Genomic DNA, 20261 nt, shown 5'->3' with positions numbered 1-20261 from the left:
TTGCGGTAGAGCTCGGGACGGCAGGGTAACGCTCAGGCACTCACAGCCGCCAGGTCTCGGGATGCCCCGCCTTCAACACGCCCTGCTCGTTCCAGTCGTCCCAGCCGGCGAAGGGGATCGGCGCTTCATCGTCGAGCCCTTCGAGCCGCTGCACCCACGCTGTCTTTTCTTCCTCCAGACGCTGGCGAAACGCCGCCTCGTCCTGGTAGCTCAGCCCGCCGCCCTGCACGCCGTAGGTGACCTGGGGCGGCAGTACTTTTACCCCCAGGTAGTAGAGCGAGTAGTGGATCGGCCATAGCAGCGTCACGATATGGCCGCTGCGGCCATGCCGGGTGAAGGTCGGCGCCGGGGCACCGGTGGTCACAGAGAGCATCACCCGCTTGTCCGGGAAGCGACCGCGATCGTAGCGCATGCGGCCGGAGTAGAGCCCGCCGTAGACGAACACCCGATCGAACCAGCCCTTGAGCATGGCCGGTTGGGCGTGCCACCACAGCGGAAACTGCAGGATCACCAGATCGGCGCGCTCGAGGCGTTCGATCTCACGCTTCACGTCGGCGGGCAAAAAGCCACCCTCGTAGGCGTGGCGCTGTTCGGTGAGGGGGAAGAATGTCTCGGGCTCGGCCCGTTCGACGTAGTGGCCAGGCCGCTCCAGCGGATCGAAGCCTTCGGCGTAGAGATCCGAGACCTCGACACTGTAGCCTTGCTGCTGAAGGGTCTCGACGGCGACATCCTTGATAGCGCCGTTGAACGAATGCGGTTCGGGGTGGCAGAACACGATCAGGGCACGCATGGGAATCTCCGGTTCGCTGGCCTACACGTTGTGCTTGCCTTCAGGCTAAGCTGTACGCAGACGATCCGACATTCCAAAATAACGACAGTAGACTTTGCATATCTGAACAGCATGCCAGAGAGGACCTTCCATGAAAGCCGTGGTGTATGAGGCCTTTTCCGCTCCACCGCAAATCCAGCACGTTCCCGATCCGACGCCGGAAGCGCATGGCGTCGTCGTCAAGGTGATGGCAACGGGAGTTTGTCGCAGCGATTGGCATGGCTGGGTCGGCCACGATCCCGACATTGAGCTTCCCCACGTTCCTGGGCACGAACTGGCGGGCACCGTCGAGGCGATCGGCAGGGACGTGCGGAAATGGAGGGTCGGTGATCGCGTCACGGTCCCGTTCGTCGGTGGCTGCGGCACCTGCCCCGAGTGCTACTCGGGGAATCATCAAGTCTGCGATAGCCAATTCCAACCTGGCTTCACCCACTGGGGCTCCTTCGCCCAGTATGTCGGTATCCATCATGCCGACATCAACCTGGTGGCCTTGCCGGAGACGCTGGACTTCGCCACGGCGGCCAGCCTGGGGTGCCGCTTCGTGACGTCGTTCCGCGCCGTGGTCGACCAGGGCAAGACATGCGCGGGGCAGTGGGTAGCGGTTCACGGCTGCGGTGGCGTCGGCCTGTCCGCGGTCATGATCGCCAATGCAGTGGGCGCCAACGTCGTGGCCATCGATATTTCCCAGGAAAAGCTCCAACTGGCCCGCGAGCTGGGCGCTATCGCCACCGTGAACTCGGCCGAGGTGGCGAACGTCCCCGAGGCCGTCATCGAAGTGACGCGCGGCGGTGCCCACGTGTCGCTGGATGCGTTGGGGCACCCCAGCACCTGCTTCAACTCGATCAGCAATCTGCGCAAGCGCGGCAAGCACGTCCAGGTCGGGCTCATGCTGGCCGAGAACAGTACGCCTGCCATTCCCATGAGCAAGGTCATTGCCCATGAACTCGAGATACTGGGCAGTCACGGCATGCAGGCCTATCGCTATGGCGCCATGCTCGACATGATCCAGACGGGGAAGCTGGCACCCGAGCAACTGATTGGCAAGACAATCGATCTGGAGCAGTCGATCGATGCACTGATGGGCATGGACAGGTTCAAGGGTGTGGGAGTGACCGTGGTGACCGAATTCTGAGAGGCGAGCAGGGCATGCCATGCAGAGGGTCGATGGAGATCGATCGTGAATGAGCAGATGCTGCACTGGGACGACCTGCGCGTGGTGCAGGCCATCGCCGAGGCGGGCTCGCTATCCGGCGCCGGGCGACGGCTGGGAACCAGCCATGCGACGGTGTTCCGGCGTCTGAACACCATCGAAACTCGCCTTGGCGTGGCGCTGTTCGAGCGTTCGCGCACGGGTTATGCGCCGACGCCGGCGGGGGAGGACCTGGCGGCTACCGCGGCCCGCGTGGCAGCCGAGGTGCACGGCGCCGAGCGGCGCGTGGCGGGGCGCGACCTGCGCCTTTCCGGCATCATTCGCGTGACCACCACCGATACGCTGCTGATGGGTCTGCTGTCGCCGATCTTCGCCGACTTCCAGCACGCCCATCCCGAGATTATCCTCGAGGTGGCGGTCTCCAATCAGCTGTTCAATCTCTCCCAGCGTGATGCCGACGTGGCGGTGCGGCCTTCTCAAGCGCCACCCGAGCACTTGGTGGGGCGGCGGGTCGGCAGCATCGCCCAGGCGGTTTACGCCCGCGCCGATACCATTACCGATGGCTGGATCGGGCCGGACCGCCACCTGGGCTATACCGCACTAGACACCTGGATGGCCGAGAACGGCGCGAACGAGCGCTGCCGCTATCGCGTCGACACCATGCTCGGCATGCTGGCTGCCGCCCGCGACGGTCTGGGCCGCGCCGTGCTGCCCTGTTATCTCGCCGACGCCGAGCCGGCGCTCGAGCGAAACGGCGAGCCAATCCCTGAGCTCGCCACCGACCTGTGGCTGCTGACCCACCCCGACCTGCGCCGGGTAGCACGTATTCGGGCTTTCATGGCTTTCCTGGTCGAAGCGTTGTCTGCCAGCGGTCGGCTGTAGGTCGCGGCGAGGGGCTGACAGGAGGGCATGATGAAACACTTTTCCCGTGCAACCGGGCAGTCATTACCCAAGGAGGCCAAGGCCGCATACGATATCATCGCTCGCGAGCTGGGCGGGAGCGTCGTCGGGGGCTACCTGTTCGGCTCGGCGCTCGTCGGCGGCCTGCGCCCCAATAGCGATGTGGACGTGCTGGCGATCGTCAGCCAGCCGCCCAACGAGCAGGCGCGCCGTCGGTTGGTCGAGGCACTGATGCGGGTCTCCGGTAGCCCTGCAAACGACGGCTCGCCTAGGCCGTTGGAAGTGACGCTGCTCTGTCGGCAGTCGCTGGTGCCGTGGCGCTACCCGCCGAGGAGTGAGCTGGTCTACGGCGAATGGCTGCGTGACGAATTCGCTCGGGGCCGCATTCCGCCGGCGGCAGACGATCCCGACCTGGCCGTGGTGCTGGCCACCGCCAGGCAGGCGAGCTTCGCCCTGCATGGGCCCGAACTCGCGGAACTGATCGAGCCGGTTCCCGAGGCGGATCTGCGGCGGGCGATCGTCGACTCGCTACCCGGCCTGATCGAGGGTCTGCGTGGCGATGAGCGCAATGTACTGCTGACTTTGGCGCGAATGTGGATGACCCTCGAAACGGGAGAGATCACCCCCAAGGATGTGGCTGCAGCCTGGGCCCTGGAGCGCCTGCCCGCGGAGCTCCAGGCTGAAATGGCACTGGCACGGCGCGCTTACCTTGGAGGGAACAGTCTTGAAGGGAACGGTCTCGAAGGGAGCTGCGACGACTGGTCTCAGCGTATGCCCCAGGTGGAAGCATTGGTGGGCTTTCTGCGGCGTGCTATCGCTTGTTCAACCACCGGAGAATTGGGCTAACCTCTTGGCACTTTCAGTGAAAGCTACAGCCAATGAAAGATAGAGGAGTGCCGTGATGAAGGTTGTTACCCTGAAGAGCCCCGGCGGGCTGGATCAGTTGCAAGTCGTCGAGCGCGAGGCGCCCGGCGAGCCGGGGCCGGGCGAGATCCGCGTACGCATCCATGCCAGCTCGCTCAACTTCCACGACTACGGTGTGGTGTCCGGCAGGATGCCGACCGAGGACGGCCGCATCCCCATGTCGGACGGAGCGGGCGTGGTCGAGGCGGTCGGCGAGGGCATCCATGCGTTCTCCGTGGGCGATTCGGTGGTCTCCACCTTCTTTCCCTACTGGCTCGACGGGCCGGCGCGGGTCGGCGATTTCAAGACCACGCCCGGCGACGGTGTCGACGGCTACGCTCGCGAGCAGGTCATTCGCCCGGCTACCTGGTTCACTCATGCGCCGCAGGGGTATAGCCACGAAGAGGCGGCGACCTTGACCACCGCGGGGCTGACCGCCTGGCGTGCGCTGGTGGTGGACGGCAACCTCAAGGCGGGAGATACCGTGCTCACGCTGGGCACCGGCGGCGTCTCGATCTTTGCCCTGCAGTTCGCCAAGGCGATGGGGGCGCGAGTGATCGCCACCTCGTCGTCCGACGCCAAGATCGAGCGCCTGCAGCAGCTCGGCGCCGACCACACCATCAACTACAAGGCCGAGCCGGAGTGGGGCAAGCGAGTTAAGGCGTTGACCGATGGCAAGGGCGTCGACCATGTGATCGAGGTCGGCGGGCCCGGCACGCTGCCGCAGTCGATCGATGCCGTGCGCATCGGCGGGCACATCTCGCTGATCGGCGTGCTGACGGGGCGCGGGGGCGAGGTGCCCACCGCCAAGCTGATGGCCAAGCAGGCGCGCCTGCAGGGGCTGATCGTCGGCAGTCGCATCCACCAGCAGGAGATGGTGCGCGGCATCGAGGCCAGCGGTGTACGCCCGATCATCGACAGCACCTTCGAACTCGAGCAGATCGCTGACGCCTTCCGCCATGAAGAGGCGGGGCGTCACTTCGGCAAGATCTGCCTGTCGTTCTAGCCAGGCGGCGCTGCAGCGGCCAGCTGCTGCAGCGCCGCCTGGGTGGCCGCGTCCGCCGGGAAGAACGACTCGATGGCGAGTTCCTCCAGCGTGATGTCGAGTGGGGTGCCGAACACCGTGGTGGTGCTCAGCAGCGACAGCACGCGGCCATCCGGCATGGCCAGCTCCAGCGGCACGACGATGCCGGCATGGCTCGATCTCGAAGCCAGATGAGGACGAGCCCCGGCCGGCACCGGATAGTCTTTCAGTTCCTCGCTGAGCGAGGCAAGCGCAGGGTCGGCCGTCGTATCGGCCTGGCGGGCCAAGCGTTCGAGAATATGCGCGCGCCATTCGCGGAAATTTCGAATGCGCGATGCAAGCCCTTGGGGATGTAGAGTGAGCCGCAGCACGTTGATCGGCGGCTCCAGCAGTGCGGGCTCGATGCCGCCGAGCAGCCGCTCGAGCGGACGGTTGCTCATCAGCAGGTGCCAATGGCGATCGACGGCCAGCGCCGGGTAGGGGGCGTGGCTCGCGAGCAGCCGCTCGATCACGCCGCGGATCGTTTCGAATTCGGGCGCGTCGATAGGGCGTTCGCCGTAGGCCGGAGCGAAACCGGCGGCGAGCAGCAGCCGGTTTCGTTCGCGCAGGGGAATGCCCAACTGTTCCGTCAGGCGCAGCAACATTTCCCGACTCGGCACGGCGCGTCCGGATTCGACGAAGCTCAGGTGGCGCTGGGAGACGTCGGCCTCGGTGGCGAGCGCGAGCTGGCTCAGCCGCCGCCGCTGGCGCCACATCTTCAGCAGCTGCCCGGGAGTGGGGGAGGTTGTTGTCATGGCCCCAGATTAGCGTCAAGCAATATGGCTGGCTATTACCTCGCAGGTAATCGCCAGGCTCTGTGAGGCGGGCGAAGCTGTCCAGGCAAATCCACGACAGGAGCATTGCCATGACCGCCTACGCCATCGCCCGCCTGCAGGACGTCACCATGGGGCCGGAGATCGTCGAATACCTCGAGAAGATCGATGCCACCCTGGCCCCCTACGGCGGCCGCTACCTGATCCACGGCGGCGCCACCCAGGTACTGGAGGGGAACTGGCAGGGCGACACCATCATGCTCGGCTTCCCTAGCCTGGAGCAGGCCCGAGCCTGGTATCGCTCCGAGGCCTACCAGGCCATCATGCCGCTGCGCACCGCCAATGCCGTAGGCGATGTCATTCTGGTGGAAGGCGTCGAGGAAGGGCACCGGGGCGTAGATATTCTCGCTTAGAATGCCTGGGGCGATGCCCGCCCGTCCTGGCGGGCGAGGGCACGAAATCCCCGGTTTCTGCGTAATTCCGGCTGGCTATTCGCCGTGGCTTCTTCGACAGTAACGGCGCATGGGGCCCGTTTCTCTAGCGGCGGGAATCGAATATCGCTTGTCGAGGGAATGAGCATGAAGAGACGTTTCTCCACGTTGTTGGGGTCGCTGGCCATCGTCCTGGCGGGTTGTGCCAGCATGGAGAGTCCGATGCATGATGAGCCACTGGAGAACACCTACTGGAAGCTGACCCGAGTCGGCAATGTCACTGCCGAGGTTGCGGACAACCAGCGTGAGGCGCACTTCGTGCTGCACGCCGAGGAGAATCGCGTGGCGGGTTCCACCGGCTGCAATCGCCTCGCAGGCAGCTACCAACTGGAGGACGATACCCTGAGCTTCGGCCCGCTGATCACCACGCGCATGGCCTGCCTGCAAGGTGGCGAGACCGAACAGGCCTTCCTCGGCGCACTCGAAGCGGTGGCCACCTGGCAGGTCGAAGGTGAGGCGCTGACCCTGAAGGACGAGACCGGCTCTGCCGTGGCGCACTTCGAGGCGGTGCATCTTTACTGAACGGCTCAGGCTCCTTACCGAAGATCCGATCCGACGATCGAACGCACGAAATCCCCCTTGGCCCGGGTGTAGGCTTCTCGGTCTGTTTGGTGGCTGGAAGCCAGCTCGCGCTTGAGAGTGGCGTAGCGAATGGCCTGGGTCGGATCGGCGCGCAGGGCATTGCGAAAGGCCAGCCGCTGGCGCCACAGGGTGCTATCGTGCACTACTACGTGCAGATGGTGGGTGCGCCGCCCATGGGCGTGACGCATGAACCAACGGCGGTCGGTCAGGCCGGCGTTGAATTCCCTCGAGGTCACGTAGCCGTAACCGAGCAGGGGTTCGAACAGGGTGTCGGCCACAGTCATGGAGGCGACGCCGGCCATGATGTCGATGATGGACTTGGCCGTCATGCCGGGAATGGCGGTGCTGCCGATATGCTGCACGTCGAGTAGCTCGGCCGGGAAGCGCTCCAGCAAGCGGCGGCGCTCGGTGTCGAAGCGTGCCGGCCAGGCGGAGTCGTAGTCCACCATATGCACCGGTTCATCAATGGCCCGCTGCAGCGACTGGGCTTCGTTCATGGGCACTTCCTGTAGTGGTGGTATGCGCGACGCTATCCGTCCCGGGTTCGCGCTGCTGACGCAGAGCGCCGGGCGGGTAGCCGTGGATGCGCTTGAAGGCGCGGCTGAAGGCAGCCGCGCTGCCGTAGCCCAGGCGGTAGGCGACGGTTTCGATCGGCTGCCGCTCCCTGCCGATCCACTGGGCCGCCAAGCGCATGCGCAGCTCGGTCACGTAGCGGTGCGGCGTCATGCCCGTTACCGCCAGAAAGCGCTCGGCGAACACCGAGCGCGAGCTGCCCATTTCGGCGGCAAGCTCCGCCACCGTCCAGTTGCGCCCTGGCTCGCGGTGCAGGGCGGCAATGACGCGCCCCAGGCGCGGGTCGCGCAGCGCCTCGATCCAGCCGGTGGCATCGCCGCACCCACACTCCACCCAGCCGCGCACGATGAAGGCGGCCATGACATCGGCGAGCCGCGCCAGGATGGCGGCGTAGCCCGCCCGTTCGCTTCTCGCCTCGCGCTCCATGGCCTCGAGCATGGGCAGGATTCCGGGCTGGCGCTCCAACAGCGTGCCGACGTACATCACCTCGGGCATCAGCGAGACCAGGGCGTGCATGCTGCCCAGGTCGAATTCCATGCAGCCGCTGAAAGTCAGGGCGCCGTCTTGGGTGCAGCCCTTCGGGCAGGCGCGGATCGAACTGACCGCCTCGCACAGTGTGGCGCTCTCGAAGGCGGCGATGTCCTGGGCCGGCTGATCGGGTGTGGAGAGCAGGGCGTGCAAACCGCCCCGCGGCAGCAGCAGGGCGTCGCCCGTCGAGAGGGTATGAACGCTGCCGCTGGGGCTGCGAAGGTAGACGGGGCCGCGTGCCACGAAGTGGAACTGGGCCCAGCCCTCTATCTTGCCGAACTCGACCCCCAGCGGGGGCGAGAGCTGAATGCGGCGGTAGGCGATGCCGCGCAAGCGCATACCGAGCAGCAGCTCGCTCACCAGGTCGCTGGGCAGTTCCGGCTTTGGCATCTTGTGCTCCTGTTCCTGTATGCATTCATCAGTTTCGGATGAATGATCAAGCATTCGAGAGCTTCTAGCATAGATCGTCCGGGCTGGCCGCTCTAGTCTTCTCGTTCCTGACGAACGCTTCTCTAGGAAAGGAGAACGAACGATGAACGAGTTGGCACAGCGGGCCAGGCCCGCTTGGGGGGCAGTCATCTCGATGGCCCTTGGCGTATTCGGGCTGGTAACGGCGGAGTTCCTGCCCGCCAGCCTGCTCACACCCATGGCGGCGGACCTGGGCGTGACCGAAGGCATGGCGGGCCAGGCGGTAACCGTCACCGCGGCGGTGGCACTGTTGACCAGCCTGCTGATCTCCACCGCTACCCGGCGCATCGACCGGCGCCATGTGCTGCTGGGTTTTTCGACGCTGCTGGTGGCCTCGAATCTGCTGGTGGCTTTCGCCCCTAACTTGGTCGTCCTGCTGCTCGGGCGCGTGCTGCTGGGGCTGGCCCTGGGAGGATTCTGGACCATGTCGATCGCCACCATGATGCGCCTGGTGCCCGAGGATCTGGTACCGCGGGGGCTGTCGATCATGTTCAGCGGGGTCTCCGCGGCGACCATCGCCGCGGCGCCGCTGGGTAGCTACTTCGGCGACCTGCTCGGCTGGCGCGACGTGTTCCACATGGCCGCGCTGCTGGGGGTGTTGGCGCTGGCGGTGCAGTTCATGACCCTGCCGCGCATGGCGCCGACCGGCCTGACCCGCCTGCGTACTCTGTTCGACGTGCTGATGCGGCCGCGAGTCGGTCTGGGCATGCTGGCCGCGGCCCTGGTCTTCACCGGCCACTTCGCCTTCTTTACCTACATTCGGCCGTTCCTCGAAACCGTGACCGGGGTTGGCGTGAACGGCGTGGCCACCATCTTGCTGGGCTTCGGCGTGGCCAACTTCCTCGGTAACTACCTGGGCGGTTGGATGGTCGAACGCAGCCTGCGCCTGACCATGATCGCAATGCCGCTGCTGATGGGCACGCTCGGGGTGTCACTGGTAGTGCTGGAAAGCACACCGGCCACCGATGCCGCGCTGGTAGCGATGTGGGGGCTGGCCTTCGGCGCCATTCCGGTAGCGTGGTCGACCTGGCTCACCCGCACGGTGCCCGACGAGGCCGAAAGCGCCAGCGGCCTGCTGGTGGCGGCCATCAACTTTGCGATCGCCACCGGCGCCGCCGTGGGTGGCCTCATCTTCGACCTGGGTGGAGCCCTCAACGTGTTCGCCGCCAGCGGTGCGGTGCTGCTGCTGGCCGCGCTGATGATCCTGATGGGCGTAAGGACACGGCCACTGGCTACTGCCGGAACCTGAAAACCGTTTCAACAGGAACACTGGCTGGATGAGTGCGGCCCGCTTCGGCGGGCTGCGTTCTGCTTATAGTCAATATCTTCGCCTATTGTCAGCCATGGCTTACAAAACGTTGAGAAAATCGCGACAGACTCTACCGGAGCGCAACGGTATGCTCGATCCATCAAGAAAGAGCTAATACATGCCGTGCTCCACACGGCAGGTTTTTGCATTACCACCAGGCTTCCCGAAACAGAGTTTGGGGAAGCGCCCCGACAAGGAAGTAGGGAGACGTCATGGCCAGCCTGACCGGACTGCAGTTCACCTTGGCCCTGCCCGGCGTCGATGATGTCGCGGTAGTCGATTTCACCCACCGTGAAACGCTCTCCCGGCCCTTCAAGTTGACGGTCAACCTGGCCAGCCGCAACGGCGATCTGGACGCTGCCGAGCTGCTCGACCGCGAGGCCACACTGACCGTGTGGCAGGACGGTGAAGCGCTGCGTCGGGTGCATGGCATCATCAGCGAGTTCGGCCGAGGCGACCGTGGCCACCGCCGCACCTGCTATTCGCTGGTCTTGCGCCCCGCCCTGTGGCACCTCTCGCTGCGCCAGAACTCGCGCATCTTCCAGCAGCGCTCGCCGCTCGCCATCATCGAGACCCTGTGCGAGGAGCGCGGCCTGCGCGATATCGCCTTCGCCGTGACCCGCGAACTCCAGGTTCGAGAGTTCTGCGTGCAATACCGGGAAACCGACCTGGCCTTCATCGAGCGCCTGGCCGCCGAAGAGGGGCTGTTCTACTTCCACGAGTTTCACGAAGGCGGCCACCGCCTGGTGTTCGCCGATGCGCCCCAGGTCCTCACCGATCTCGGGCCGCGCACTTACCACAGCCGCGCCGGCGGCACCGCCCCCAGTCGCCACGTGCGCCAGCTGCGGCAGCTCGCCCGGGTCGCCCCCGACTCGGTCACGCTCAAGGATTACTCCTTCAAGCAGCCTGCCTATGGCCAGTTGCACGAGCACATCGCCCCGGAGGGGGATGAGGCCGGCTACGAACACTACGACTATCCCGGCCGCTACAAGCAGGACGCCTCCGGCCAGCCCTTTACCCGCGTGCGCCTCGAGTCGCTGCGCCGTGACGCCCTCACCGCCGAGGCCGAGAGCGACCTGCCCGAACTCGCACCGGGCGCCCGCTTCGACCTGACCGACCACGACGCCGAGAGCCTCAACCGCAGCTGGCAACTGGTCGCGGTCAAGCACCATGGCCAACAGCCCCAGGCCCTGGAAGAGGACGCCGTCGCGACCGACGGGCAAGCCGGCATGACCAAGTACCACAACGAGCTGGTACTGATTCCCGGCGACAGCGCCTGGCGCCCCACGCCCAACCCCAAGCCGCGCGTCGACGGCCCCCAGGTCGCCTTCGTGGTCGGGCCGGCGGGAGAGGAGATCTACTGTGACGAGCACGGCCGGGTCAAGGTGCAGTTCCCCTGGGACCGCGACGCCGCGCCCGATGAGACCGCCAGTGCCTGGATTCGCGTCAGCCAGGGCTGGGCCGGCGGTGGCTACGGCAGCATCGCGATCCCGCGGATCGGCCACGAGGTGGTCGTCAGCTTCCTCGAGGGCGATCCTGATCAGCCGCTGATCACCGGGCGCACCTACCACGCGGTCAATCGGCCGCCGCATCTGCTGCCTGCCCACAAGACCCGTACCACGATCAAGACCCAGACCCACCAGGGCGAAGGCTACAACGAACTGACCTTCGAAGATCAGGCCGGCGAAGAGTTCATCTATCTGCACGCGCAGAAGAACCTCGACGTGCACGTCGAGAACTCGCGCCAGAAGCGCGTCGAGTACGACGACATCGCCACCATTGGCCACGACTCCCACCTCGCCGTGGCCAACGATCGCATCGAGACGGTCGAGGGCAATCGCGACGTCACGGTCGCGGCCAACCTCAGCGAGAAGATCGACGGCGAGCGCGGGCTGCGCGTCGGCAGCAGCTTCCAGACCCATGCCGGTGGCGACATCACCCTCAAGGCCGACGGCGAGATCGTCCTTGACGCCGCCAAGATCACCCTCGTCGCGGGCGGCGCGGCACTGGTCGTCTCGGGCGGCCGCGTCGACGTCACGCCGCATCTCAACGTCGGATCCGCCTCTCCCGGCTCGGCGGCCCTGCCACCCATTCCCGCCGTACTGGAGGCTGCCGCCGGCGAAGGCAGTCCCTTCGTCTCCCATTGCCCCCTGGCGGGGTGATCCATGTCGTCGCATGACTACTGGACCGGGCGCTGCCATTTGAGCGCCGTCTCGCCGACGGCCAGACGCTGGGAGGCCGATACCGACGAGGCCATGGTTACCGTGGTGGTACGGGCCGAGTCGGAAGCGGACATGCGCGCCCAACTGCAGCAAGCCCTCGACGGCGAAGGGCTCAATCTCATCCGGCTCGACGCGGTACAGACCCTGCTGCAGCGCTTTCGCCGCGAAGGTATGTCGAAAACGCTGACCGACCTGGCGGAGGCGCTCTCACCGCGTACCCCAGTGGCCTTCGGCGAGATGCTTCCGCTGCTGCCGGAATCGACAACGCCAACCGAAGAACCCGCCCCGCCGGCGCCCCCGGTGCGCTACGACGAGATCGCCTGGGCGGACCTCTTCACCCCCGCCTCGCCACCGCTGTGGGCGGTGGTCGACGGCGTCAACTGTCGCGACGTCATGCAGCGGCTCGCCGGCGCCGAGGTCCAGAGCGCCTGCCTCTATGCCACCACCGACGCCGCCACCCGTGCCATCGCCCCCTGGCTGGTTCGGCTCGAACCCGACAGCGAGATCCGCCACTGGCTGGCAGGCCTGCCCCAGGATCAGCACTGGGGCATCCTGCTGCAGTCCCACGCCACCTTGAAGCAGCTGTGCAGCCACCTGCGCAAGTTCACCATGCTGTGGACCCCGGCCAACGACCAGGCCCCGGTCTACTTCCGCTTCTACGACCCGCGCGTGGCGCTGGACATGGCCCAGGCACTGGCGCAGTGGAAACTGGCCGCCTTCATGGCTCCGCTGGAAACGCTCATCGTTGGGCTCACGCCGCTGATGGCCGTGCCCGACAAGGCCAACCTCCGCGATGCGCCCCACTTCGCCGCCACGTCCCAGGAGGTACAGGGGCGCCTGCTGCGGCTGGCGCTGAACGACACATCAACAGAGCGCGACCGCGACACGCTATCGCCGGGTCGCAGCTTCGTCATCGATCAAACCGAGTTCGCCCGCTTCGGCGTCCTGCAGAAGACCCGCGCCCAGCGCAAGCTGGCCAGGGAACTCACGGAGACGTATGCCGTGACGCCGCTGGCAGACCTCCTCGCGGCGGTCGAGGCCAGCGACAGGCTGGGTGCCGTCTATGGACTCGTGTCGAAGAAGCAGGTCAAGACCCTGGCGAAGTGCTGCCTGGAGCTGGGCGACAGCTTCCCCCAGCACTACCCGGAGGCCAGGGAGATCCTCGAACACCCGCGCATGGCCGGCTGGCGAAAGCGTGACCTGCTGGAAGCGTGGCTTCCCCGCGGGCGCGTGAGGAGAAAGCTCCTGGCGCCCTATCGGGATGGTGCGCAGGAAGACAATTTTCGGCCTATCGCTGACAAGGAAACGCCATGAGCTACGTGCCCACGATTGAGGACCTTGCCCACCTGGTGGAAACCGAGCCGGACAAATTCTCGAGCCCGGTACAAACAATGCGGTCCATGCGCGATGCATTACACAACGGAAATGATAACGTTGGCCAAATAATGCAGGAGTTAACCGTACAACCGCACTACCGTGACTACCTGGCGAATGGCGGCCAGCCGCTAACCGGAAGCCCCATTCCACAGGAACCCGCGGACACCGGAGGAAGGCAGGATCCCATCCTGGGCTCGGCCTGTGTCGAATGTGAGTCACAAACCCCTTGTATCGAAAAGGTCGTGGTTGTCTGTCACTCAGGGGAAAACACGCGGGTTACGCTGCAGGGCGAAGGTGAGCTGCATGACACTGAGGGCAAGATCTATTTCGTGGCGGATCGGTTCGTGGCGGGAGAGGCCAGTTTTGAGAACTTCCTGAGCGGCACTCCGCTTAAGGACGAAGGCACCCTCACGGTAACACTCGCCGGTGACTGCTCGCATGGGCAACACACTCTGAGCTGGACCGAAGAACTCAATGGAACGTCCGTCGCGCTAACGGAGACCAGCATCGATTTTACCGTCCAGACCAATCCGCGCCCCACATTGCTCAACACAGATATCTTCGAACCGCCACATCTCGCCTATGAAGTGGTGGCGATCACTCTCGACATTTTGATGAACCGCGCCATCATGGTGAAGGAGGAAACCTTCACGATCAGCCTTGATAGTGCAGGCTGCTTCTCTTTTACCTCGGTGACTGTACCCCAGCTCAAGTTCATTGGCTCAGTCTCCCTTGATCCGCCGCGCCGCGGAGAACGCGCCATTGGACGCAGTGAGGCTCGTGAGCTAAGAAATGAGCATGACATGAACAGTAACCCACGCCAGGAAATCCTCGAAACCGGCTGGGGAGTTGCGGCAGCGCTCAGCGTGGTATGCGGTAATAATACCAAGCGGATAGACATCGGCTCGATCAACAGCGAAACCAGAACCTATGAGAGCGCCCCCTCGCTTCGCAGGCAGGAGCGTGAACGTCGGGAAAGCAACGGCGTGCAACGATTCATGGGCGCCATTACCAATGCCAGCAAAGGGCTCGCCCAGCGACTGTGCAGCGAGCGTGATGAAAGTAAACTGGTAAATCTGTACACCGTGGGCCCAAGGCTAGGGCTCGAGCTTGGAACCGAGCAGGCGGAAGAAAAAGGTGGCCCGGATCTCACTTGGATGCTGACTGCCGGCGTATCGGTTGACTTCGTGTTTGGCGTCAATGTCAATATTTACGAAGCGCTGAAGCGTGCCGCCAGAATGGCCGGTCATCCTGCCGGTCGTGCCCTGGTCGCTTTTCTGGAAGATGCAGAAGGGGGACGCAACTGGGGGGTTGCCGAATACCAGATAAACCCGGCACTTTTCATTGACGTTTCCATCGGCATTGGCTCTCAGTCAACAGAAGACACCACCGGAAATGCCAATCTCTCCGCACGCTATGATTTCATGAAGAATGAAATGGAGGGAGATGGTCACATCACCGGCACACTGAGGGCCGTGGTGGGTGGTGGTGTCAGCGGTTTTTTCGATAGCATTGTCACGGATCGCCGGGTCTTTAAGTATGAGGCAACGGTATCAACATCGGGTCGTATCACCATCAAGGTAGATGACAACAAGCGATGGGGCTATGAGCTGGCTCACGGCGGTGCCATGCTGCGGGTGATAGGCTATAAAAAAGTGAATGTAGAAGAAGCGGGTAAAAGACAAGATAGCGGTGGGGAATCAAGAAGCTCAAGGGTCACTCAAACCTCGCAAACCGTTGAGTGGGTTGAAGACCGAGAAAACATCAACACGTATCGTCTTGCCGAAGGCTATACCGGAGAGTTTGTACCGTTCTCATGAAAAAAATATTTACTCTGCTAACACTCTTTTTTCTAGCAATGGAGACGAAGGCGATGGCGCAGGCGACGGAGTATCACTTTGGGGTGCGCTGGTCAGTGAACGGAATGCCTAGTTCATTACGCATCCACAATATTATGTTGAGCTTTGAAGGTGTGCCGAGGCACTTGGATACCCGTCTGCCTGTTTCTCAGTATATTAAGAACGGCAAGAATGTGTTGAGCTTAAATACCTGGCCGCTTGAGTACGAGTTAGACAGCGAGCTAAGAGTATCACTACTGTATTGGGAGCCTGGCGAAAACCCCAATACCGAGGCAAGAACCGCCTTTGAAGTGGTCATATTGCCGGGTAAAGAAAATGCTGTACCAGAAATTTTATCTCAAGATCCTGCTGCACCCTTGCAGTCACGTCAAGGTGACATCGTTTTCATTCGTGATGATGAGTTCGATACCCTCAAGGTGAGCTTCGACAATCACCAGCCAATGCCCACTTGGTGCTGGGAGCAAGGTGATGAACTACGAGATAACGAGGCGACACGCGATAGCCTGGCGCGTGAGTACCGTCGGCTATACTCCCTATTTGAAGCAAAAGATAACGACGCGTTGATGAATGCTTCGTCGACGATGATTCAAGAACTTGCTCAAGCCTCTGGCGAATCGGAAGAGTACGTACGTCAGCGGGCAAGCTTTAACATGTTCTTCGATAGTCCTGATGTGTTTAGATTAGATGATTTTCCAGATGGCCCAATGGAGCTTAATTTAGGCGCAAATAATCGCATTGCATGGCTTACGCGAGAAGGCGTTGCAGTGCCTATCCGCTTCGAGCACGTTGGAAGCGATGATCGTGTTTCAAATGTAAAGCTCTATTTTATTCATCGCGATGGTCAGTGGGAAATTTGCCGATGAAACCCATCGCACGCAAAGGCGATCTGCATCGCTGCCCCATCCCCGGCCACGGCGTCACGGAAATCGTCTCAGGCTCGCCCTCTGAGGTGGAGGGTCAGCCCGTGGCACGGGTAGGCGACAAGACCGGCTGCGGGGCCACCATCATCGAAGGGGCGAGCAGCTCCACCACCGATGGCAGACCCACCGCCTACCTAGGCTGCAAGACGGATCACGGCGGTGAAATCATCACCGCCTCGGGCAAGGCAAAGGTGCAGCCGTAGTCGCCGCTATACATATCCAACGGCCGCGTGAGGCTGGCAATGGAGATGCCCATAATGGAGGCAACGCGAATGCGCCGACGCAATCGAGGCGCTTTGCGCGAATGGACACAGGCGGAGCACGCTCTGCTTGAGCGGCATTACTTGAACATGACGTGGCGTGAGCTGCAGGCGCGTCACTTTCCTCATCGAACCCCTGCAGCGATCCAGCGCATGGCTCACAAGCTGGGGCTGAAGAAGCGCGAACTTCTGGTCGCGGAAAAGCAGCCTTGGACCAAGGAAGAGTTACATGTGGTAGCCCACTTCTTTCCTGCACTCAAGGCACCGGAGATTCGGCGTCGCTTCCTGCCGCACCGTACCGTCACCGCTATCCGCCACATGGCCAAGAAACTTGACCTTAGGGCTTTTTCGGCAGAGCGCTGGACTGAACAAGAGCTGGCAGTTCTACGACGCGATTTTCCTCAAGGGGGAATCCAGCAGGTCAAACGGACGCTTTCTCATCGTTCTAAGGAAGCCATCAAGCAGCGAGCCCAAGCGGATGGCCTGCGATACGTACCCCAGGGCGACGGCGCAAAAGGAGATGTCTGGAGTGTCGAGGAGCTGAGGCGCCTCGAAGAGCACTGCCACTTGCCCGCCGAGGAACTGGCCAAGCTATTTCCACACCGGCCCAAGCGGGCGGTCATCAACAAACGCTACAAGCTGCAATGGGCACCGGTCCAGCAATGGTCCAAGGCCGAGCTACAGCGTTTGCAAGAGAATCTGGACGCTCCTTTGGAAATCTTGTGCCAGCTATTCCCTGATCGGCCTCGAGAGGGCGTAAGGATCAAGCGGGATCGCTTGGGTCGGGGCGGTCGTTGAGCTGCTTGGCGCTCAAGAAGAGGGTGTTAGGACGAAAGGCGTTTCGAGTGGCGTTTTTTGCCATAGCTCCCATTCGCTGTTAGCTTGGGAGTACAGAAGAACCAAGAACAGGAGAAACGGACATGGATTCAGCCGTCAACGCCATCGTGGGCCAGTCGATGATCATGCAGCAGGCCCAGGCCGCGCAGCAGGTGCAGTTGGAGGTCTACAAGGATGCCCTGGACATGCAGAAGGATCAGGTCGCTGCCCTGATGTCTTCGGCTTCGGTGGCACCGCAGCTGGCCAATGAGGGGATGGTGGGTACGCACATCAACACCTACGCTTGAGCTTCGCCGCGGCTTTTTAGCTCAAGCCTGCTACTGCAATGCCCACTTTACTGCTTCCTCGGCGTGAATGGCCGTGGTGTCGTAGAGCGGCACTGCGGTATGGCTCTGCTGCACCAGCAGGGCGATTTCGGTACAGCCGAGGATCACCGCCTCGGCGCCCCTCTCGCGTAGCGACTCGATGATCTCCAGATAGCGCTGGCGCGACGTCTCCTTTACCTCGCCCAGGCACAGCTCGTGGTAGATCACCTCGTGCACGAGGCTGCGCTGTGTCTCGTCGGGTACCAGTACTTCGATGCCGAAGCCTTCGGCAATACGCCCTTTGTAGAAGTCCTGCTCCATGGTGAAGCGCGTGCCGAGCAGGCCAACGCGGCTAATGCCGTCATCGGCCAGGCGCTGTGCCGTGGCATCGGCGATGTGCAGCAGCGGGATCGAGACCGCTGCGGCCACCTGCGGGGCGACCTTGTGCATGGTGTTGGTGCCGATCAGCAGGAAGTCGGCACCGCCGGCTTCCACGCTGCGGGCGGCTTGGCACAGGATCTCGGCGGTGGCGTCCCAGTCGCCGGCGTGCTGCAGCCGCTCGATTTCGGCGAAGTCGACGCTGTACAGACACAGCTTGGCCGAGTGCAGTCCGCCCAGGGCGGCCTTCACCCCTTCGTTGAGCGCCCGGTAATAGCTGACGGTGGATTCCCAGCTCATGCCGCCGAGCAGGCCGATGGTCTTCATGGTCATGGTTTCCCTCTGTTGTCGTTGTTTCCTGGCTCGCCGTACGCGTGGTCACGTCTCGTACTCGTCGTGACGCCGGTTCCACACGTAGGGCGGCGTTTGCGGCCAACCCGGCGGTGAGTCTTCCCAGTTCTCCTGGCGACCGTAGGGCGTCAGGTCCAGATAGGTCCATAGGCTGCCGAGGTATTCTACGCCGCGCTTGCCGCTGAAATAGGTGCGAAAGACACGCTCACCGTCACGCAAAAAGACGCTGATGCCATGGCGTTCGCCGCGGTCGGTGTCCGGGGCATCGCAGTTGCAGCTCGTCACGCCCATGTCCTGGTTGAAATTGCTTCCTAGTGATGAATACCACGTCGGGTGCTGCCAGCCCATGCGCGCCTGATAGCGTAGCAGTTTCTCCCGCGGCGCCCGAGAGACCAGCACCAGGGTGGTATCGCGGGCGTTCAGGTGGGCGGGGTGGGTCATGGCATCCACCACCCAGGAACAGCCGTCGCAGCCGGCCTCCCAGTCGGGGCCGAACATGAAGTGGTAGACGATCAACTGCCGGCGCCCCTCGAACAGATCGAGCAGAGTGGTGTTTCCCTGCGGCCCGTCGAAGGCGTAATCGGCACGCACCTCGACCATCGGTAGGCGGCGGCGGGCGGCACTGAGCCTGTCGCGCTCCCGCGTGTGGGCCTTCTCGCGGGCGATTTGTTCTTCTTGGGCGGCGCGCCATTCGCTCTCGGAGACGATAGGAGGCAGTGCGGTCGAGGTCATCGTGACTCTCCTTTCAGGTCAGGTTGAGCTGCCCCCAGATTGAGTTGCCAGGAAACGCCGAAGCGGTCATTGAGCCAGGCGAAGCGCGTGCTGAAGCCGTAGTCGTCCGCCGGCATCAGCATCTGGCCCTGTTCCGACAGCGGTTCGAGCAGGCGCTCGAACTCTTCGCGGTTTTCGCACTCGACGAACAGCGATATCGAAGGCGTAAAGCTGAAGGGGTGCGATATATGGCTGTCGATACAGGTATAGCGCCGGCCGGCCAGGGTGAATTCGGCCTGCTTGATGCTGCCTTCCCTACCCGGTTCCTCGGGGCCGTAGCGCTCGAGCCGGATGATGTCGGAATCGTCGAATAGCGAGACGTAGAAGCGCATGGCCTGCTCGGCGTTGCCTTCGAACATCAACTGCGGGGCGACATGATGCGGCATCGGTACTCCTCCTCCAGGCGTTCGAACGTGGGCCAGAAGCTGGCAGGGCGGTGGCCCTGCAGCACGTCCTCGAGAATGGTGAGATGGGTATGCCAGCCGCTAGCCACGGTGACCCGGGTATCGTCATCGGCGAGACGACGGTGCGTCACGACCAGGCGTACCTGATCGCCGGCCTCGCTGAGCTCGAAGGTGACCTCCGACGGGGCTTCGTTGCCTCCGCCCCAGGTCCAGGCAATCAGGTGGGGCGGCTCGCAGCGCAGCACCTGGTGCTGCGTCGTGAAGCTGCGGTCGTAGTGGCGAAACCGCTCGCTTGGTGGTGTTCTGTCGGGCGTCAGCTCGGTGTTTTGGAAGTGCAGGGCGAAGGTAGCACCCTGGCGGGTTTCCATGGCGCCAGGGGCGAGCCACTGGCCACGCTTGTCGGATTCGGTCAGGAAGGCCCAGACCCGCTCGATGGGCCCCGGCAGCAGGCGCTCGAAGCGGATGCTGTCCTCGGCGATTGGCCGGCCGTAATCAGCGTCGTCCATCCGCATTTCCCTCCTCAGGTGGCTGGTCTCCGGGGTCTGCCTTCAGCGCCGCTTCCAGCGCATTCAGGCGCTGGCTCCAGAAACCTTCGTAGAAGCTTAGCCACTGCTCAGCGGCAGCCAGCGGCTCCGGTTGCAGCCGGCAGAAGTGGGCGCGACCTTCGATGCGCCGCTCCACCAGCCCGGCCTGCTCCAGTACGCGCAGGTGCTTGGAAACGGCGGCCAGCGAGATGGGGAACGGCTCGGCCAGCTCGCCGACCTTGCGCTCACCGGCCGCCAGCCGCTCGAGCAGCAGGCGGCGGGTGGGGTCGGCCAGGGCATGGAAGACCCGGTCCAGATGCGTTTCGTTATGTTCAACCATAAGGTTTAGATAGTCGGGGTCTAATCCATTGTCAACCATAAGGTTGAATAAAGGGCCAGAGGCAGCCATTGCGAAGGCTATAAGCCCGATAGAAATTTGTTCTCTTTACCTTAAGTTGGGTTGAGGTATTAGCCTGCGCTTAAC

Annotated in this window: 23 protein-coding genes; 14 read left to right on the top strand and 9 right to left on the bottom strand. The window is 63.4% G+C overall.

Features of this window, described 5'->3' with window-relative positions; translation table 11 throughout:
* Positions 1-40: 40 nt before the first annotated feature.
* Positions 41-790 carry an NAD(P)H-dependent oxidoreductase gene (locus HBJ55_RS05605; protein ID WP_167111873.1) on the bottom strand — a complete coding sequence of 250 codons (750 nt, stop codon included), beginning with the start codon at positions 788-790 and terminating at the stop codon, positions 41-43.
* Between the two features lie 130 nt (positions 791-920).
* Between HBJ55_RS05605 and HBJ55_RS05600 the strand changes: the two genes are divergently transcribed.
* Genes HBJ55_RS05600 through HBJ55_RS05585 form a run of 4 tightly spaced genes read left to right on the top strand, consistent with a single transcriptional unit; the run spans position 921 to position 4788 of the window.
* Positions 921-1961 (top strand): zinc-dependent alcohol dehydrogenase family protein, encoded by a 1041-nt coding sequence (locus HBJ55_RS05600; protein WP_167111872.1) that lies wholly within the window; start codon positions 921-923, stop codon positions 1959-1961.
* Positions 1962-2006: 45 nt separating this feature from the next.
* Positions 2007-2861 carry a LysR substrate-binding domain-containing protein gene (locus HBJ55_RS05595; RefSeq protein ID WP_167111871.1) on the top strand — a complete coding sequence of 285 codons (855 nt, stop codon included), beginning with the start codon at positions 2007-2009 and terminating at the stop codon, positions 2859-2861.
* Between the two features lie 30 nt (positions 2862-2891).
* The gene (locus HBJ55_RS05590; RefSeq protein ID WP_206022246.1) at positions 2892-3725 is read left to right on the top strand and encodes an aminoglycoside adenylyltransferase family protein; all 834 of its coding nucleotides are present in this window, start codon (positions 2892-2894) and stop codon (positions 3723-3725) included.
* Between the two features lie 55 nt (positions 3726-3780).
* Positions 3781-4788, top strand: a complete 1008-nt coding sequence (locus tag HBJ55_RS05585; RefSeq protein WP_167111869.1) for a zinc-dependent alcohol dehydrogenase family protein — start codon at positions 3781-3783, stop codon at positions 4786-4788.
* On the opposite strand, the gene HBJ55_RS05580 is transcribed toward HBJ55_RS05585, so the two are convergent.
* Positions 4785-5600: a helix-turn-helix domain-containing protein gene (locus HBJ55_RS05580; protein ID WP_167111868.1), complete on the bottom strand. Its 816-nt coding sequence runs from the start codon at positions 5598-5600 to the stop codon at positions 4785-4787. The genes HBJ55_RS05585 and HBJ55_RS05580 overlap by 4 nt on opposite strands.
* A 110-nt stretch (positions 5601-5710) precedes the next feature.
* On the opposite strand from HBJ55_RS05580, the gene HBJ55_RS05575 reads away from it, so the two are divergent.
* Together HBJ55_RS05575 and HBJ55_RS05570 are read left to right on the top strand one after the other, a co-directional pair.
* Entirely contained in the window at positions 5711-6031 is a 321-nt protein-coding gene (locus tag HBJ55_RS05575; protein ID WP_167111867.1) for a DUF1330 domain-containing protein, read from the top strand.
* Between the two features lie 165 nt (positions 6032-6196).
* Positions 6197-6631 carry an META domain-containing protein gene (locus HBJ55_RS05570; RefSeq protein WP_167111866.1) on the top strand — a complete coding sequence of 145 codons (435 nt, stop codon included), beginning with the start codon at positions 6197-6199 and terminating at the stop codon, positions 6629-6631.
* A 14-nt stretch (positions 6632-6645) separates the two neighbouring features.
* On the opposite strand, the gene HBJ55_RS05565 is transcribed toward HBJ55_RS05570, so the two are convergent.
* Together HBJ55_RS05565 and HBJ55_RS05560 are read right to left on the bottom strand one after the other, a co-directional pair.
* Positions 6646-7188, bottom strand: a complete 543-nt coding sequence (locus HBJ55_RS05565; RefSeq protein ID WP_167111864.1) for a GrpB family protein — start codon at positions 7186-7188, stop codon at positions 6646-6648.
* Positions 7154-8182, bottom strand: a complete 1029-nt coding sequence (locus HBJ55_RS05560) for an AraC family transcriptional regulator (RefSeq protein ID WP_167111862.1) — start codon at positions 8180-8182, stop codon at positions 7154-7156. The genes HBJ55_RS05565 and HBJ55_RS05560 overlap by 35 nt, the downstream gene beginning before the upstream one ends.
* A 142-nt stretch (positions 8183-8324) precedes the next feature.
* Between HBJ55_RS05560 and HBJ55_RS05555 the strand changes: the two genes are divergently transcribed.
* The 8 genes from HBJ55_RS05555 (at position 8325) to HBJ55_RS05520 (ending at position 17331) form a co-directional block, all read left to right on the top strand.
* A complete protein-coding gene (locus HBJ55_RS05555; RefSeq protein WP_167111860.1) occupies positions 8325-9509 on the top strand; it encodes an MFS transporter in 1185 nt (394 codons plus the stop codon).
* A gap of 272 nt (positions 9510-9781) precedes the next feature.
* Positions 9782-11731, top strand: a complete 1950-nt coding sequence (locus tag HBJ55_RS05550; protein ID WP_167111858.1) for a type VI secretion system Vgr family protein — start codon at positions 9782-9784, stop codon at positions 11729-11731.
* A 3-nt stretch (positions 11732-11734) separates the two neighbouring features.
* Entirely contained in the window at positions 11735-13105 is a 1371-nt protein-coding gene (locus HBJ55_RS05545; protein WP_167111856.1) for a DUF4123 domain-containing protein, read from the top strand.
* On the top strand, positions 13102-14988 hold the full coding sequence (locus HBJ55_RS05540) for a hypothetical protein (RefSeq protein ID WP_167111854.1): 1887 nt from the start codon (positions 13102-13104) through the stop codon (positions 14986-14988). The genes HBJ55_RS05545 and HBJ55_RS05540 overlap by 4 nt, the downstream gene beginning before the upstream one ends.
* 53 nt (positions 14989-15041) lie before the next feature.
* Positions 15042-15890 (top strand): hypothetical protein, encoded by an 849-nt coding sequence (locus HBJ55_RS05535; RefSeq protein ID WP_167111852.1) that lies wholly within the window; start codon positions 15042-15044, stop codon positions 15888-15890.
* A complete protein-coding gene (locus HBJ55_RS05530; RefSeq protein ID WP_167111850.1) occupies positions 15887-16150 on the top strand; it encodes a PAAR domain-containing protein in 264 nt (87 codons plus the stop codon). The genes HBJ55_RS05535 and HBJ55_RS05530 overlap by 4 nt, the downstream gene beginning before the upstream one ends.
* Before the next feature lie 69 nt (positions 16151-16219).
* Complete coding sequence (locus HBJ55_RS05525; protein WP_167111848.1) at positions 16220-17005, top strand: hypothetical protein; 786 nt, start codon at positions 16220-16222, stop codon at positions 17003-17005.
* A gap of 122 nt (positions 17006-17127) precedes the next feature.
* Positions 17128-17331, top strand: coding sequence for a putative motility protein (locus tag HBJ55_RS05520; RefSeq protein ID WP_167111846.1), 204 nt, complete (start codon positions 17128-17130; stop codon positions 17329-17331).
* 30 nt (positions 17332-17361) lie between these two features.
* Here the strand turns inward: HBJ55_RS05520 and HBJ55_RS05515 are convergent, their stop codons facing one another.
* The 5 genes from HBJ55_RS05515 to HBJ55_RS05495 are packed head-to-tail and all read right to left on the bottom strand — an operon-like array spanning position 17362 to position 20117.
* Positions 17362-18054, bottom strand: coding sequence for an aspartate/glutamate racemase family protein (locus tag HBJ55_RS05515; protein ID WP_167112206.1), 693 nt, complete (start codon positions 18052-18054; stop codon positions 17362-17364).
* A gap of 51 nt (positions 18055-18105) precedes the next feature.
* Positions 18106-18810, bottom strand: a complete 705-nt coding sequence (locus tag HBJ55_RS05510) for a DUF899 domain-containing protein (RefSeq protein WP_167111843.1) — start codon at positions 18808-18810, stop codon at positions 18106-18108.
* Entirely contained in the window at positions 18807-19235 is a 429-nt protein-coding gene (locus HBJ55_RS05505) for a VOC family protein (RefSeq protein WP_167111841.1), read from the bottom strand. The genes HBJ55_RS05510 and HBJ55_RS05505 overlap by 4 nt, the downstream gene beginning before the upstream one ends.
* Complete coding sequence (locus HBJ55_RS05500; RefSeq protein WP_167111839.1) at positions 19208-19759, bottom strand: SRPBCC family protein; 552 nt, start codon at positions 19757-19759, stop codon at positions 19208-19210. The genes HBJ55_RS05505 and HBJ55_RS05500 overlap by 28 nt, the downstream gene beginning before the upstream one ends.
* Entirely contained in the window at positions 19746-20117 is a 372-nt protein-coding gene (locus HBJ55_RS05495; RefSeq protein ID WP_167111837.1) for an ArsR/SmtB family transcription factor, read from the bottom strand. The genes HBJ55_RS05500 and HBJ55_RS05495 overlap by 14 nt, the downstream gene beginning before the upstream one ends.
* Positions 20118-20261 lie beyond the last annotated feature (144 nt).

It is taken from the genome of Billgrantia bachuensis (assembly GCF_011742165.1).
GTDB classification, from domain to species: Bacteria; Pseudomonadota; Gammaproteobacteria; order Pseudomonadales; family Halomonadaceae; genus Halomonas; species Halomonas bachuensis.
This window is presented reverse-complemented; position numbering and strand designations above follow the sequence as displayed.